This is a genomic window from Enterobacter sp. PI-10 (assembly GCF_027947695.1).
GTDB lineage: Bacteria > Pseudomonadota > Gammaproteobacteria > Enterobacterales > Enterobacteriaceae > Enterobacter > Enterobacter vonholyi.
In genome coordinates, this window is record NZ_JAJNOG010000011.1 from 106656 (window position 1) to 122993 (window position 16338).

Annotated in this window: 15 protein-coding genes; 4 read left to right on the top strand and 11 right to left on the bottom strand. The window is 55.1% G+C overall.

Translation table 11 applies throughout. The features are described from left to right. Positions 1–66: 66 nt before the first annotated feature. From ubiA to malK, 5 genes are all read right to left on the bottom strand, one after another. Positions 67–936: a 4-hydroxybenzoate octaprenyltransferase gene (ubiA, locus tag LRM19_RS19450; protein WP_271369655.1), complete on the bottom strand. Its 870-nt coding sequence runs from the start codon at positions 934–936 to the stop codon at positions 67–69. 12 nt (positions 937–948) lie between these two features. Further along, positions 949–1446 carry a chorismate lyase gene (gene ubiC / locus LRM19_RS19455; RefSeq protein WP_021242729.1) on the bottom strand — a complete coding sequence of 166 codons (498 nt, stop codon included), beginning with the start codon at positions 1444–1446 and terminating at the stop codon, positions 949–951. Between the two features lie 180 nt (positions 1447–1626). Then, entirely contained in the window at positions 1627–2586 is a 960-nt protein-coding gene (malM, locus tag LRM19_RS19460; protein ID WP_115876960.1) for a maltose operon protein MalM, read from the bottom strand. 111 nt (positions 2587–2697) lie between these two features. Then, the gene (locus LRM19_RS19465; protein WP_047173657.1) at positions 2698–4023 is read right to left on the bottom strand and encodes a maltoporin; all 1326 of its coding nucleotides are present in this window, start codon (positions 4021–4023) and stop codon (positions 2698–2700) included. Positions 4024–4094: 71 nt separating this feature from the next. Then, a complete protein-coding gene (gene malK / locus LRM19_RS19470; RefSeq protein WP_023310005.1) occupies positions 4095–5204 on the bottom strand; it encodes a maltose/maltodextrin ABC transporter ATP-binding protein MalK in 1110 nt (369 codons plus the stop codon). Positions 5205–5574: 370 nt separating this feature from the next. On the opposite strand from malK, the gene malE reads away from it, so the two are divergent. The 3 genes from malE (at position 5575) to malG (ending at position 9340) form a co-directional block, all read left to right on the top strand. Next, positions 5575–6765: a maltose/maltodextrin ABC transporter substrate-binding protein MalE gene (gene malE / locus LRM19_RS19475; protein ID WP_271369656.1), complete on the top strand. Its 1191-nt coding sequence runs from the start codon at positions 5575–5577 to the stop codon at positions 6763–6765. A gap of 125 nt (positions 6766–6890) precedes the next feature. Further along, entirely contained in the window at positions 6891–8435 is a 1545-nt protein-coding gene (gene malF / locus LRM19_RS19480) for a maltose ABC transporter permease MalF (RefSeq protein WP_111965822.1), read from the top strand. Between the two features lie 14 nt (positions 8436–8449). Next, on the top strand, positions 8450–9340 hold the full coding sequence (gene malG, locus LRM19_RS19485) for a maltose ABC transporter permease MalG (protein ID WP_023310002.1): 891 nt from the start codon (positions 8450–8452) through the stop codon (positions 9338–9340). A 97-nt stretch (positions 9341–9437) separates the two neighbouring features. Here the strand turns inward: malG and psiE are convergent, their stop codons facing one another. Then, positions 9438–9848 carry a phosphate-starvation-inducible protein PsiE gene (gene psiE, locus LRM19_RS19490; RefSeq protein ID WP_000202963.1) on the bottom strand — a complete coding sequence of 137 codons (411 nt, stop codon included), beginning with the start codon at positions 9846–9848 and terminating at the stop codon, positions 9438–9440. A 96-nt stretch (positions 9849–9944) separates the two neighbouring features. Between psiE and LRM19_RS19495 the strand changes: the two genes are divergently transcribed. Next, positions 9945–10397, top strand: coding sequence for an acyltransferase (locus tag LRM19_RS19495; protein ID WP_271369657.1), 453 nt, complete (start codon positions 9945–9947; stop codon positions 10395–10397). A 37-nt stretch (positions 10398–10434) separates the two neighbouring features. Here the strand turns inward: LRM19_RS19495 and LRM19_RS19500 are convergent, their stop codons facing one another. The 5 genes from LRM19_RS19500 to pgi all read right to left on the bottom strand — a co-directional run bounded on the left by LRM19_RS19500 (position 10435) and on the right by pgi (position 16225). Beyond that, positions 10435–12531 (bottom strand): YjbH domain-containing protein, encoded by a 2097-nt coding sequence (locus LRM19_RS19500; protein ID WP_115876946.1) that lies wholly within the window; start codon positions 12529–12531, stop codon positions 10435–10437. Beyond that, positions 12531–13268, bottom strand: a complete 738-nt coding sequence (locus tag LRM19_RS19505; protein ID WP_271369658.1) for a capsule biosynthesis GfcC family protein — start codon at positions 13266–13268, stop codon at positions 12531–12533. The genes LRM19_RS19500 and LRM19_RS19505 overlap by 1 nt, the downstream gene beginning before the upstream one ends. Beyond that, positions 13265–13903: a YjbF family lipoprotein gene (locus LRM19_RS19510; RefSeq protein ID WP_115876948.1), complete on the bottom strand. Its 639-nt coding sequence runs from the start codon at positions 13901–13903 to the stop codon at positions 13265–13267. The genes LRM19_RS19505 and LRM19_RS19510 overlap by 4 nt, the downstream gene beginning before the upstream one ends. Positions 13904–13966: 63 nt before the next feature. Beyond that, positions 13967–14209, bottom strand: coding sequence for an exopolysaccharide production protein YjbE (yjbE, locus tag LRM19_RS19515; RefSeq protein ID WP_008503423.1), 243 nt, complete (start codon positions 14207–14209; stop codon positions 13967–13969). 366 nt (positions 14210–14575) lie between these two features. Beyond that, a complete protein-coding gene (gene pgi, locus LRM19_RS19520; protein ID WP_115876949.1) occupies positions 14576–16225 on the bottom strand; it encodes a glucose-6-phosphate isomerase in 1650 nt (549 codons plus the stop codon). Positions 16226–16338: the final 113 nt, after the last annotated feature.

The following is a 16338-nucleotide window of genomic DNA, read 5'->3' on the forward strand; positions in this document are numbered from 1 at the left end:
CGCTACCGGGCCTATATGTTCTGCCAGATCGTAGGTCGGGTAAGGCAAAGCCGCCACCCGACTTTTTTATAAGAAATAGCTCATCGCCAGGCCTAAAAACAGCACCAGACCGACGTAGTTATTGTTCATAAACGCCTTGAAGCAGGCATCACGTTCACGCTTCGCAATCAGCTTCTGCTGATAAGCAAACAGCAGCCCCGCCACCAGCACTGACCAGTAAAACGCCCAGTTCAGCCCGTTCAGGCGGCCAATCGCCACCATCAGCGCCAATACCGCGACCTGCAGGATACCGATAATCAGCTTGTCGTGACGACCAAAGAGGATGGCGGTGGATTTGATGCCGATTTTCAGGTCATCGTCGCGGTCTACCATTGCATATTGCGTGTCGTAAGCCACCGCCCAGAGAATGTTCGCCAGGAACATCAGCCAGCAGCTGAGCGGTAAGGACTCACTAACCGCCGCAAACGCCATCGGAATCGACCAGCCAAACGCCGCGCCCAACACCACCTGAGGCAGGTGGGTATAGCGCTTCATAAACGGATAAACCCAGGCCAGGGCCAGCGCCGCAACGGAAAGCAGAATGGTCATGGTGTTCAGGGTTAACACCAGCAGGAAAGAGAGCAGCACCAGAACAATAAACAGCACGCGGGCTTCTTTCCCGGTGACCTGCCCGCTGGGTAACGGACGACCGGCAGTACGCTTAACATGACCGTCGAATTTACGATCGGCATAGTCATTCACCACGCAGCCCGCCGCGCGCATCAGCCAGACGCCGGCAACGAACACGCCCAGGATCCACAGCGGCGGCACGCCCGGCGTGGCAAGCCACAGCGCCCAGAGGGTCGGCCACAGCAGCAGCAACGCGCCAATGGGTTTATCGGTACGCATTAAGCGGTGATACGCCAACAGCTTATTCTGCGTCAGGCTCCACTCCATTTTTTCTTCCTCTTAGTACAACGGCGATGCCGGTAAAAAAAGCTCCGTCAGTATTAACGGTTTACCGCTCAGGCGAAGGCGGGAACGACGCCCCCACAGTTCAGCATCACGACCAATCTCAATAAAATCCCGGGTAAGCTCAGACGAGGTGAAAAGGTAACGCCCCAGAGGCGTTTTCCCCAGACGTTGCAGTGCCAGCTCTGGCCCGGAAAGGGTGGACTCGGGCACTACCGTCCGTCCGGCAAGCCACGGCTCGCCATCGGCACAGAGCAAAATTTCGCGCAGCCAGTAACGTGGCTCGTGCGGCAGCAGCGGCAGCTCGTTGGCGATCTCATCGCCAGAGACAAACCCTTCCTGAATCAGGGTCACCGTGACCGTTTTACCCTGTTGCTCAAAACGTTTCGTCATGGAATCTTCCAGCAGCAACCAGTCCAGCTGCTGCGGATCAAGCGCAGGTATTTGGTCGAAATAGCGCAGCGCACGCAGTTGCGTTAGCGCAGGGTGTGACATGCCAGACTCTCCGATACATAACGTAATGGCATTGTATCGCAGAAACACGGATTGAGGGGGGCCAAACGTTATTTAACGATCACGATCGCAACATGGGTGCAACAGCCTGGCCGATACGAAAAAAAGTGCGCCCACTCAGGCGCACCAAACTACTAACAAATCAGCACTGTGGGGAAACGGTTACCCCTTGCCTTTTACACTGCTGATAAAGGTGGAACGGGCAGTGGTTGAACCTAAACGTTCGGCTTCATCAAGCAGCTTCAGCGCTTTATCGACATCGCCGCGCTTCACCGCCTGCTTAATGGCGTTGTTGAAGTACTCTTCGGTGTCGTTCAGTACCGGCTCGGCTTTCTTCGCCGGGGCAGGCGCTGCAGTCGCTACCGGTGCGGCTGCCGTGGCAGCGGGTGCGGTATAGGCAGGTGCAGGTGCCGCAGTGTTGCCAACGGTGACAGCAGCAGGGCCAGAGGATCCGAATAACGGCCCGACCAGAATACTGGAGCTGGTGTTTGTTTGAACTTTGAGTTTTAGCGTACCGTTCGTCACATGGCGTGCGACCGGATCAGGAATATCAGGAATAGCGTTACCCGCCCCCTGAGCATAGGATTTTGCCGGATCAATCATTTTGGTGGTGCGCTGCAGATCTTCGGGCGTAGTAAACGCGAGGATATAAATCTTTTGCTGGCCTAAAGCGGGTGTCAGTTTCAGGATGCCCTCAAGGCGGTCAGCCGACATGACGCCGGGTTTCTGATAGGTAAAATAACTGCTTGGGAAAAAAGCTGAAGGCGACATGTTTTGATCAAGCACTAACACGTTTGGTGCAAATACAGAGGGTGTTTTGTCGGCTTCACTGACAAGCGTTAACGTTAACTCACCCACATTTGCAGGGACACTCCATGCAGCAACCGGTCCTGAAATTCCCGGTACATTCAGGGTCTGTCCTGTATTCCCCAACTCGATGGTCTGGGTTTGTGACACATTCACGGGCACCCAGTTCAGACTTTGCAGTGTGGCAGAGGGGATCGCAGGCGCAGCAGTCGTGTTCTGCGGAACGATATTGACATCAGCCAAGCTCACTGCTGGTAATGCAGCAAACATGCCCGCCGTCAGACAGAGTGCTAAGAGACTTTTTTTCATCGTTATGACCTCATTATTCGAAAGCATGGTAGCCAGGCAATAGCGCATACTTTCCGAGAAATGCGTTATGAGTTAGAGGGGCCTAAGCCCCTCTTTTAAATACATTAACGTCTAAAATTACCACCAGATTTCCATCTGAGCACCGAAGGTCCACTCATCGCTGTCACCACGGCTGGTCGTACCGAACGGAGTTACGGTGCTGTTGCTTGCAGCAGTGGAAGAGAAGTTACCCTCAGAGTCGGTCTTCACGTAACCCCATTTCTCATCCCACTTGGCGTAGGTAGCAAACACGCGAATCGCTGGACGGGACCAGATGCTGTCACCCGCCTGCCACTGTTGTGCCAGAGTGATTTTGTATTGGTCGTTACGATCGCCGGTTTGCTGAGATTTGACGTTGTCATATCCCACTTCCAGCAAGGTGCTCATGATAGGCGTCCATTTGTACATTGGACGCACGCCCACGGTGTACCAGGTGGTACCTTGATTGTTGTCACGATCGATATCCTGATACATACCGACGTACATCAGGTCCCATTTATCCGCCAGCGTGATCGCACCGTGGTCGAGGATACGGATCAGGCTGCCGTCATTATCAACAGCACCCCCACGCGCCTGACCTTTACCCTGAGAAATCATGGAGTCGGTGGCGTACTGCACCACAAACTTGTTGAAGCCTTTCATCATGCTCTGGGTGTGTTCTGCAGTGAACATCCAGCCATCTTTCGATGCACCAGGCTGCAGGTAGTAATCGTCAGGAATGTTGGTATGGCCGTAGTCAACACCCAGTTCCAGAGTACCGCCCGGGTTAATTTCCATACCGGCTAAACGCGCATCAAACACGTCGTTTGGCACTTTGTTGTTATAGGTACGCAGACCGGTATTCGGATCGCGATCGCCAAAAGCCGAGGAGCCGCCGGATTCAGAAGAACGAGTTGCTGCGAGAGAGAGTTTACCTATACCGACATCAACGTTTTCCAGACCTGCACCAGGACCAGAAATATCCCAGTAGTAGAAGTCGATCATGTGAACGTCATGACGTTGATAGAAACGCTTACCTGCCCAAATATTTGCCCCTGGCAGTGAATCAATCAGGTTTTTACCTACGACGTTAAACTCACGCACTGCTGGCGTGTTACTGTCTTCCCAGTCGTTAAGCTGAGCAGTTTTATAGGCGATGTTGGAATCGAAATAGAAGCTCTTGTCCGCTTCTTTCCACACTTCCTGGCCTAATTTAACTTCCGCATAGGTTTCACACTCGTTACCAAGACGATATTTAGAATCCGCACCGGTGGTCTGGAAACATTGTTGTTCACCACCGCTCCCGGTCCAGCCGATGCCAGAACGAGCATAACCTTTAAAATCTACAGCACCCGCCTGGGCAGACAGGATGCCTGCCGCAATGGCGATTGCCAGAGGGACTTGTTTGCGCAGAGTAATCATCATTCTATCTCCTGAGATCATTGCTTTTCTTTGAACACTTCACCTGTCGGTTTCGTGTCTTCTTTTGGGATTGCTTAAACGCCTGGCTCTTTATGCAACCGACGACATGCAGTGCCATCCTCACGGAACAGATGGCAACGCTCTGGCGGCAAGCCGATAGCGAATGTGGCACCCTCTTCTACCAACACCACGTCGTTCTGGCGGTAGACCAGGTTCTGACGGATGGCGGGGATCTGGATATGAATCTGTGTTTCGTGACCAAGCTGTTCGACGACCTGAACGTCACCTTCCAGGGTCACATCAGCGATGTGGCTCGGCAGCAGATGCTCAGGACGAATACCGAGGGACATGTTTGCCCCGACCTGTACGTTGGCGCTGTCGACCGGCAGCCAGACCTGCTGGCGGTTTGGCAGCTCCACCTGTACCTGTTCAATGGCTGTCGCGGTCACTTTGACGGGCAGGAAGTTCATCTTTGGCGAGCCAATGAAGCCCGCAACAAAGCGGTCTGCCGGGTAGTGATACAGCTCCAGCGGTTTACCCACCTGCGCCACGCGACCGGCATCCAGCACCACGATTTTGTCGGCGAGGGTCATCGCTTCGACCTGATCGTGGGTGACGTAAATCATCGTGCGGCCAAGACGCTTGTGCAGACGGGAGATTTCGATACGCATCTGGACGCGCAGGGCGGCATCCAGGTTGGAAAGCGGTTCGTCGAGCAGGAAGACGCGCGGCTCGGCGACCAGGGTACGGCCAATCGCCACGCGCTGACGCTGACCGCCGGAAAGCGCTTTCGGCTTACGCTCCAACAGGTGCGCCAGCTGTAATACTTCAGCTACCTGCGTCACGCGCTGGTTAATGACCTCTTTCTTCGCGCCGGCCAGCTTCAGGCCAAAGGACATGTTCTCGGCAACGGAAAGATGGGGATAGAGTGCATAAGACTGGAACACCATGCCTACGCCACGTTCGGCAGGCGGGATGTCATTCATTCGGGTATCACCAATCAGCAGGTCGCCGCTGGTGATGGTTTCAAGACCGGCAATCATACGCAGCAGAGTAGATTTACCACAGCCTGATGGGCCAACAAACACCACGAATTCGCCTTCGTTGATGTCCAGATTGATGTCTTTCGACACCACAACGTCACCCCAGGCTTTCGTTACATTACGCAGCTGTACGCTCGCCATGCCCTTCTCCCTTCGTTACAACCTGTCACCGACAGAAACATTCAAGATAAGTTCACTATGGGGTATCCATTACTTTCCCGAATCCTCCACCCCCCGCCTTTTTTATGGGGGAGGAGGCGGGAGGATGAGAGAGCAGGCTCTGCGACCGCCGTGGGAGGGCTGAGGCAAAATTCGTGAAGCCGCCTGCAAAATTCGGTGGGTTTTTATGTGCGCCAGCACTCATAACTTAAATTTATGCAACGGAGATCACACAAACGGGGGGCGGGGCGTAGGGGTTGGGAGGATGGAAAGAGGATGTCAAATAAGGAGACTGAGACACGTTGAACCACTGAAGTCATACCATGAGACATCACCAAAAAGGATGGCAGCTATGAATATCAAGACTGGCGCACGCGTTTTCGCATTGTCCGCCCTCGCAGCAATGATGATTTCCGCACCGGCGCTCGCCAAAATTGAAGAAGGCAAACTGGTTATCTGGATTAACGGCGACAAAGGCTATAACGGCCTGGCCGAAGTGGGCAAAAAATTCGAGAAAGACACCGGCATCAAAGTTACCGTAGAACACCCGGACAAACTGGAAGAGAAATTCCCGCAGGTTGCGGCAACCGGCGACGGCCCGGACATCATCTTCTGGGCGCATGACCGTTTCGGTGGTTACGCGCAGTCTGGCCTGCTGGCTGAAGTCACCCCGGACAAAGCTTTCCAGGACAAGCTGTTCCCGTTCACCTGGGACGCTGTTCGCTATAACGGCAAGCTGATCGCTTATCCTGTCGCGGTTGAAGCCCTGTCTCTGATTTATAACAAAGACCTGGTACCTAACCCGCCGAAAACCTGGGAAGAGATCCCGAAACTGGATAAAGAGCTGAAGGCGAAAGGTAAATCTGCCCTGATGTTCAACCTGCAAGAGCCGTACTTCACCTGGCCGCTGATTGCTGCCGACGGCGGTTACGCGTTCAAGTTTGAAAACGGCAAATACGACGTGAAAGACGTGGGCGTCGACAGCGCAGGTGCGAAAGCGGGTCTGACCTTCCTGGTTGACCTGATCAAGAACAAACACATGAACGCGGATACCGATTACTCCATCGCGGAAGCGGCGTTCAACAAAGGCGAAACCGCGATGACCATCAACGGTCCGTGGGCCTGGACCAACATCGATAAGAGCAAAATCAACTACGGCGTGACGCTGCTGCCAACCTTCAAAGGCAAGCCGTCTAAACCGTTCGTTGGCGTGCTGAGCGCGTGTATCAACGCCGCCAGCCCGAACAAAGAGCTGGCGAAAGAGTTCCTGGAAAACTACCTGCTGACCGATCAGGGTCTGGATGAAGTGAACAAGGACAAACCGCTGGGCGCCGTTGCGCTGAAATCCTTCCAGGATCAGCTGGCGAAAGACCCACGTATCGCGGCTACCATGGATAACGCCCAGAAAGGCGAAATCATGCCGAACATCCCGCAGATGGCTGCGTTCTGGTACGCCACCCGTACCGCGGTCATCAACGCTGCAAGCGGTCGCCAGACCGTTGATGCCGCGCTGAAAGATGCTCAGGGTCGTATTACTAAGTAATGACGTAGTCCCCTCTTCCTTTGGGAGAGGGTTAGGGTGAGGGTTGTCGCTATTCGCACGCCCTCACCCCGGCCCTCTCCCCCAGGAGAGGGAGAAAAGATCAAACGTTGTAGAGGAAAAACCCCATGGATGTCATTAAAAAGAAACGCTGGTGGCAAAGCGACGCGCTGAAGTGGTCAGCGATAGGTCTGCTGTGTCTGCTGGTGGGTTACCTTGTTGTTTTAATGTACGTACAAGGGGAATATCTGTTCGCCATCATGACGCTGATTTTAAGCTCTGCTGGCCTGTATATTTTCGCCAACCGTAAAGCCTATGCCTGGCGCTATGTTTACCCAGGCGTGGCCGGGATGGGGCTGTTTGTCCTGTTCCCGCTGATTTGTACCATCGCCATTGCGTTTACCAACTACAGCAGCACCAACCAGCTTGCGCAGGAACGCGCCCAGCAGGTCCTGCTGGATCGCTCATATCAGGCAGGCAAGACCTTTAACTTCGGCCTTTATCCTGCCGGGAACGAGTGGAAGTTAGCGCTTACTGACGAAGCAAGCGGCAAATACTACGTTTCCGACGCGTTCAAATTTGGCGGCGAGCAGAAGCTGGCCTTAAAAGAGGCCCAAGCCCTGCCGGAAGGTGAACGTGCCAACCTGCGTGTCATTACCCAGAACCGCCAGGCGCTGACCCAGCTCACCGCCGTGCTGCCAGATGAAAGCAAAGTGACCATGAGCTCGCTGCGCCAGTTCTCCGGCACCCAACCGCTCTATACCCTGGCGGATGACGGCACGCTGACCAACAACCAGAGCGGCGTGAAGTACCGTCCGAATAACGACATTGGTTTCTATCAGTCCATTACTGCCGACGGCAAATGGGGTGATGACAAGCTCAGCCCGGGCTACACAGTCACCATCGGCTGGGACAACTTTACCCGCGTATTTACCGACGAAGGCATTCAGAAACCGTTCTTCGCCATCTTCGTCTGGACGGTGGTCTTCTCGGTGCTGACGGTGATACTGACCGTTGCCGTGGGCATGGTTCTGGCCTGTCTGGTCCAGTGGGAATCCCTGAAGGGCAAAGCGATCTACCGCGTGCTGCTGATTCTGCCGTATGCCGTGCCGTCGTTTATCTCGATTCTGATTTTCAAAGGGCTGTTTAACCAGAGCTTCGGTGAAATCAACATGATGCTGAGCGCGCTGTTTGGCATCAAACCGGCCTGGTTCAGCGACCCGACCACCGCTCGCTCGATGATCATCATCGTGAATACCTGGCTGGGCTATCCGTACATGATGATCCTGTGCATGGGGCTGCTGAAGGCCATCCCGGATGACCTGTACGAAGCTTCGGCAATGGACGGCGCGGGCCCGTTCCAGAACTTCTTTAAGATTACGCTGCCGCTGCTCATCAAGCCGCTCACCCCGCTGATGATTGCCAGCTTCGCCTTTAACTTTAACAACTTCGTGCTGATTCAGCTGTTGACCAACGGCGGCCCGGACCGCCTCGGCACTACGACGCCGGCAGGCTATACCGACCTGCTCGTGAGCTACACCTACCGTATCGCCTTCGAAGGCGGCGGCGGCCAGGACTTCGGTCTGGCGGCAGCGATTGCCACCCTGATCTTCCTGCTGGTAGGCGCCCTGGCGATTGTGAACCTGAAAGCCACACGTATGAAATTCGACTAAGGAGGGCATCGATCATGGCAATGGTACAACCCAAATCTCAGAAGTTGCGCCTCCTGGCGACGCACTTAGGCCTGCTGATTTTCATCGCGGCGATCATGTTCCCGCTGCTGATGGTTATCGCCATCTCCCTGCGTTCAGGTAACTTCGCGACAGGAAGCCTGATCCCGGACGAAATCTCCTGGGAGCACTGGAAGCTCGCGCTGGGCTTTAGCGTGGAACACGCGGATGGCCGCGTCACGCCGCCGCCGTTCCCGGTGCTGCTGTGGCTGTGGAACTCGGTGAAAATCGCAGGCATTACCGCCATTGGTATCGTGGCGCTGTCCACCACCTGCGCCTACGCCTTTGCCCGTATGCGTTTCCCGGGCAAAGCGACGCTGCTGAAAGGGATGCTGATTTTCCAGATGTTCCCGGCGGTGCTGTCGCTGGTGGCGCTGTATGCCCTGTTTGACCGCCTGGGCCAGTACGTCCCGTTTATCGGCCTGAACACCCACGGCGGCGTGATCTTCGCCTACCTTGGCGGTATCGCACTGCATGTGTGGACCATTAAAGGCTATTTCGAAACCATCGACGGCTCGCTGGAAGAAGCCGCCGCGCTGGATGGGGCTACCCCGTGGCAGGCGTTCCGCCTGGTGCTGCTGCCGCTGTCGGTGCCGATTCTGGCGGTGGTGTTTATCCTGTCGTTTATCGCTGCGATCACTGAAGTACCGGTTGCCTCACTGTTACTGCGTGATGTGAACAGCTACACCCTGGCCGTGGGTATGCAGCAATACCTCAACCCGCAAAACTACCTGTGGGGCGACTTTGCCGCGGCGGCCGTACTCTCTGCCATCCCGATTACCGTGGTGTTCCTGCTGGCGCAGCGCTGGCTGGTGAACGGCCTGACGGCGGGCGGTGTGAAAGGTTAAGTTTCATTTTGTTATGCCACTGCAACCCTCAACTTTAGACGTATTGTATTGACCCAACTTGTGACTGTTGTTAGGCGCTCTTCGGAGCGCCATTTTTTTATTCCCGTTTCAGCCGCTTCGAATTGCACAGCCAGAGGGTGATCACCAGCAGCAGGATCGCCGCCGAGTAGATCAGCACGTCGAGCGGGGATTTATGATCGACGATGATCAGCCGCACAATAGCGGTGATCCCAATGTAGACAAAATAACGTAGCGGGAAGTGAAAGCCGGACTGAAAATACTTCACAATCAGGGCGATAAATTCAAAGTAGAGAAAGTAGACCACCAGTCCTTCCACCAGCGCATATTTGCTGGTTTGTTCAGGGGCAAACAGCACATCCGCCAGATGCACCGTCTCTTTACCCAAAAAGACGACCAGTATCAGGCCAAGGCTCAACAGACCGAGGTTCAGCACGGTCTGGAGGATAGTTGAGATAAACTCAACGCGCGGGCGAGTCAGGGATGTCATACAGCACCTCATTCTCCAGGGCGAGGTTTCTGTATAACGCAAAAATGTGACGGAGATCTATATTTTTTAATTATGTTTTATGTAGGGAGGTAACCGATGGATCGTAAACCAACCGGGGTTCGCAACGTGACCTGCGGCGACAATGTGACCGTATATGAACCTACTAATCTTTACGACTGCGTGCTGGGCAACGCCGTATTCGTCGGCCCGTTTGTTGAAATCCAGGGCAATACGTACATTGGCGACGACAGCAAAATTCAGTCGCACACCTTCATTTGCGAGTACGTTACCGTAGGCGAACGCTGTTTTATTGGCCATGGGGTGATGTTTGCCAACGATATGTTCCGCGAAGGCAAACCCAATGCTGACCGAAACAGCTGGGGACGCATTACCGTGGGTAATGACGTATCAATAGGCAGCGGTGCCACCATCCTGGCGGTCTCCATCTGCGACGGGGCGGTGATTGGAGCAGGAAGCGTGGTAACAAAATCGATTGTCGAGAAAGGTGTCTATGCCGGTAACCCGGCGAGGCTGCTGCGCCGCTTGTGATTTTCCCGGTGGCACTGCGCTTACCCGGCGTAAAGAATCAGCGGAAGTTAATGTTCTTATCGCTGGTCATGTCGTACAGCTGGAACTTACGTCCAAGCTGCTGGCCGCCGTCGCGCGTCAGCGGCGTCCAGCCAACCGCTGCACGGCTGCGGGTTGGGCCTGACGAGAACAGATCCAGCGGAATCGACACATAGACTCCCTTGGTGAAGTCCCCTTCCCCGTATTCGTCCGGCGAGACGTTGGTAATGGTGGCGTAGCCGCCCACCACGACGCCGCTATCGAAGTGTTTGGAGATGTCCAGCGTACCGCCCTTATCGCCCGCCAGATACTGGCCTACGCTGGCTTTCACCAGCACGTCAGGCGCGAACGACGGCGTCCAGTAGGCGGTCAGGTGACCGGTTTTGACGCTGTAGTCGGTGAACTTCATCATGTCCTGCGCGCTGCGCCAGTCACGCTGTTTAACATAGTTAGCATCAATCCCGAACGCCCAGTTGCTGTCGACAGGACGATAAAGCACTTCCGCCCCCGCGCCGCCGTACATGGTTTCCAGATACCCGCCGTACACCTGGCCGTAGAAGCCGTTGCCGAAGTACTGGAAGTAGTTGGCCTGCAGGTTGTTCACGTAAGCATCGTTCTGCACGTACTCACGCACGCGGGTACGCACGCGCGGCAGCGACGAGTCTTTTGGCGGATTGGTGTAGTTGAACTTGTCGTAGTTGTTGGCGATGTTGCCGAACAGGCTGCCGGTGGTCAGCAGATGGTCGGTCAGCCACAGATCCGCCGTCGCCATGACGCCCAGCTGATACATGTAGAAGTTTTCCGGCCCACCGACGGACTGATTCAGCACCGGATCGATATGGAAATCGAAGCGCGACTTGTCGATATACCAGCCCTGCTCTGTGGTTTCTGGCACGATCGGCTCAACGCGTTTTTGCACCAGCTCGGTTTCATGTCCCAGCGGCTCGCCTTCGAGGTGGCGCTTAAGGCTGGCAACATCCGTTTCCGTCGTCACCTGCGGCAGGTTGAGACGATTCTCGGTCACGCGGATCGTGCGGATCCCCTCTGGCAGATCGTTCATGATGATCCGGTTGGCGCGCTCGATCCCTTCCCGCGAGTCGCGGTATTTCACCTGCTCGCCGGTGACGTAAAGCGTATCGCCTTTCACCTGAATTTTCGGATCCGCCAGGCCGGCATTGTATTTCAGCAGCGTCAGCTGGTTTGCCACCACCGAGTGCTGCAGAATCGCATCCTGCGGTTCCGGCTGGTATGCAGGCCGCGCGTTGTCATTGTAGTGTGGCCGCATGTCGTTAAAGTTAGTGCGCAGCGTGAAGCCGAACATCACCGTATTGCCGCGCTCGTAGCTGAGGTTAACGTCGGCCCAGTCGGTGACGCGATAAATTGCGCCGACGTTAAACTTGCTCTTCTGCTCAATCTTCCCGGCGAAGTCCTGCGAGTAATCATTCCCCTCGTACTCCAGCTTCAGGCGTAACGGCTGCCATGGGGTTTGATACTCCACACCGCCAAACAGCGATGCCGGACCGTGGAACATCTGGTCCCCGTTGATGGAGCCTGCTTTCTTATAGCTGTTATCGCGGTAGCAGTATTTATCGCTGTAGGAGCAAAACGGGTTTTTCACGTTTCCGCTGGTGCCGAGATAACCCCATCCCAGGCCAAGCGAGAAGTCGAACGGCCCCCAGGCCTTGCTGGCCACGATGTATTCCGCATCAAACAGGCCGGTACCGCCGATATCTTTGGCGCCCACGGAGACCTGCGGCATCCAGTAGCTCTCTTCCCACAGGCGCAGCTTGACGTCGAAGGCTTTATCTTTGTAGGTCTGATCGCCTGAGAACGCCTCGACGCTGCTGTATTGTTTCGTCCGTACGTCGGTATAGCGCAGCGTGGTTTCAAGCCACGGGAACAGCTGCACTGACCCCGAGTAGTAGCGATACTGGTCGTTATCACGGTAGTTAAGGCTAATTTCCCCTTCGCGCGCCATACGCGCGGTGGGCGTTTGCAGTAAACCGACGCCGCCGAAGTCTGACTGAGACGGGCCAATGGGTGCCGGATACGTTTCTGCATGGCAGGCGGCACTCACGCAGAGCGCCAGCATGCTGTAGAGATAGGTTCTTTTCATTATTCCGGTATCCGCTGAATCAGGGAGTGAAGGATATCGGCGTTAAGCCCGTCATACGCCTTCGTCCAGAAATGGTCGGCAAAACCGACAAAAATAATGCTGCCCGGCATGGGTTCGATATGACGTTTATTCCAGTAAGCAACAGGGGCTTTTTGCGTGTGGCCATCGGGGTAAATCACCCAGGCGTAGCTGTTATCCGCGCCGCTCAGCCGACTCTGCTCGTCGAGATAACTCGCCACGTCACGACCGGGGGTAAAGGGCTTGTTACCCGGGCTGCCGATCAGCCCCATCACGGTCACCGTCGTCGGCTTCGCCGGAAGCCAGAGCGTGTAGTCCCCTTCCAGCGCCGGGTTGCCGTTTTCCGTGACCCGCACGTCATCCGGGTCAAGCTTTACGTTCTGTCGGCCCGTCACCTTCAGCGCCTGCAGCTGCTGGCGAACGCTATTAATCGCCGCCGCGTCGTCGCCGTCTTCCTGCTCCGCTAATCCCGTTAGCCTGGCAAGGAGCGCCTTGTGCTGCTGTTCCGCTTCAACGGTCTTCTGCCGTTCAGCGATGACCGCGCCTGGCCACCAGCTGTTGGCAAGCCTTGGCTGTCCGACGAGATCGAGCAGATGTTCGGCGTTGGTTAAGGTTTTAGGTTTTTCACTGTCCGGCGTGTAGACCTTCACAGTCCCGGCGGACCATGCCAGCGGCGCGGCAAAACTGGCGATAAGCGCAGCGTGAATGAGCGTTTTCATGATTTCGCCGCCTTGATCAGGGTGGTTTTGACCGGGAAGAATCCGGCACCAAGATACTGTAATGACTGGCGGATCTGCCCTTCCTCGTCAATCCAGAAGCGGTTGTGCCAGGTGGCCCGATCGGTAGTGACCTCTTCATCCAGCACGCGAACCTGCGTTTCGTCGCTGCCGACCTTCACGCTGTCGGTGCCGTCCCAGCGGAAGGTCGAGCGTGCCGTGGCGTAACGAACCTGCTTGTGTTCAGTCCAGCCCATCGTGCGCGTCCAGCCTGCGCCGTCGACGATCTGGTTCGGCTTGATCAGCGGGTCGTCGGCGAGATTATTCACCTCCAGCAGGTTGTCGCCGCCCAGCAGGGTTTTCACGATACGGCCATGCTGCGTCACGATGGTGGCCTGATCCTGCGTCACCCATTTCTGCTGCCCGTTTTCATCGAAAGCGAGCACCACAAACAGCTGCGGGCCATCGTTAAGCTGCATGTACTGACTGGCATAAGGCATGTTCTGAAGTTCGTCATCGGTCAGATGCACGCCCGGCGTGCCGAACATGCTTTCCCACAGTGAATTTCCCAGCCCTTTAGTGGTGGCCGAGCACGCCTGCAGCAGCAGGCAAATCAGAATGATTGCAGGTCGCTTCACGACTCTTCTCCGAAGGGACGAAATAACCACACCGAAGTGTGGTTATGATTAAAACACCCGCTATTACTGGGTGCTGGTTGTCGTGGTGGTCGTGGTTCCGGTGTTGGAGCCATCACCGCCACCGGTTGCCGCCAGCGCGACACCCACGGCTGAACTTACGGTGCTGGCGCTGGCTGCGGTAGAACTTCCCGCAGACGCAGACGTCGCAGCCGACCCTGCCGCTTCCCCGACCTGAACCGGAGCTGCATAAACAGATGTCGCCGCAAGCGCAGATATGGCAAAAATGCCATACAGTACTTTCTTCATAACAATTTCCCTTCAATGAATGAATGGAGATTTGCCCGAAAAGAATTTCAGGCGGAATCGAGTATACACAACTCATGCCGTGGGTTTGCCGTAAGGGGAAATAGGGAGCGGGTTTTCGGAATAATGGTTAAAATGGAAATGAAGGACAAACCAAAAAATACAAAATAAATACAAAACAAATACTTATAATATATTTACATTATCTGATTTCTGCGTATTTTCTTAAAATAAACCGCAGAAATTAACGGGTTAAGCGTCTTTTTCGGATTAAACTCAGATCCAGAATTTGAGTTAACTAACAGACATCAGGAATTATCCGATAAAAAAATGCCGGCATTAAGCCGGCACGTTTTCATGTCGTTTTAATTACGCACGCCATGCTTTATAACGGTTGATCAACCCATTGGTCGAGCTGTCATGGCTGGTAATCGCTTTATCGTCACCCAGCTCTGGCAGAATACGGTTTGCCAGCTGTTTGCCCAGCTCAACGCCCCACTGGTCAAAGGTGAAGATGTTCAGGATCGCGCCCTGCGTGAAGATTTTGTGCTCGTACAGGGCAATCAGCGCGCCCAAGCTGAACGGCGTGATTTCGCGCAGCAGGATGGAGTTGGTTGGACGGTTGCCTTCAAACACTTTGAACGGTACCACGTGTTCCAGCGTGGCAGGATCTTTACCCTGGTCACGGTATTCCTGCTCAACCACCTCGCGGGATTTACCGAACGCCAGCGCTTCGGTCTGGGCGAAGAAGTTGGACAGCAGCTTCGGATGGTGGTCGGACAGCGGGTTATGGGTGATAGCCGGAGCGATGAAATCGCACGGTACCATTTTGGTGCCCTGGTGAATGAGCTGGTAGAAAGCATGCTGACCGTTAGTGCCCGGCTCGCCCCAGATAATTGGACCAGTCTGGTAGTCCACCGCGTTGCCGTTACGGTCAACGTACTTACCGTTGGATTCCATGTTGCCCTGCTGGAAGTACGCAGCAAAGCGGTGCATGTACTGGTCGTACGGCAGGATCGCTTCGGTTTCAGCGCCGAAGAAGTTGTTGTACCAGATCCCGATCAGCGCCAGCAGTACCGGCAGGTTTTTCTCAGGCGCGGTAGTGGAGAAGTGTTTGTCCATCGCGTGCGCGCCGGAGAGCAGCTCGACGAAGTTGTCGAAGCCCACGGACAGGATGATGGACAGGCCAATCGCAGACCACAGGGAGTAGCGGCCGCCAACCCAGTCCCAGAACTCGAACATGTTCGCGGTGTCGATACCGAACTCGCTGACGGCTTTACCGTTGGTAGAAAGCGCCGCGAAGTGTTTCGCCACGTGCTTGTTGTCGCCAGCGGTTTTCAGGAACCAGTCGCGCGCGCTGTGGGCGTTGGTCATGGTTTCCTGAGTGGTAAAGGTTTTAGACGCAACCAGGAACAGGGTGGTTTCCGGGTTCACGTTCTTCAGCACTTCGGCGATGTGGGTACCATCGACGTTAGACACAAAGTGCATGTTGAGGTGGTTTTTATACGGACGCAGCGCTTCGGTCACCATGAACGGGCCGAGGTCAGAACCGCCGATACCGATGTTAACCACGTCGGTGATAGGTTTGCCGGTGTAGCCTTTCCAGCTACCGGAGATAATCGCTTCGGAGAACGCTTTCATCTTTTCCAGCACCGCGTTCACTTCCGGCATGACGTCTTTGCCGTCAACGATGATTGGCGTATTGCTACGGTTACGCAGGGCCACGTGCAGCACGGCACGATCTTCGGTGCGGTTGATCTTCTCGCCGGAGAACATGGATTTGATGGCGTCTGCAAGCTCAGTCTCTTTCGCCAGATCCTGCAGTTTTGCCAGCGTCTCTTCGGTAATGCGGTTTTTAGAAAAATCCACCAGCATCAGGTCGTCGAAGGTCGCGGAGAACTTGTTGAAACGATCGGCATCTTTCGCGAAAAGATCCGCGATGGTGACGTCTTTCATTTCATCATAATGTTTCTGGAGTGCCTGCCAGGCAGCGGTCTGCGTTGGGTTGATGTTTTTCATTAGCAATACTCTTCTGATTTGAGAATTGTGACTGCGGTCGATTGTAGCGCCTGCAAATAAAAATTGTGATGGTTTTTATGCCATTGCCCTGGCCTGCATCAAACACTGGTGAA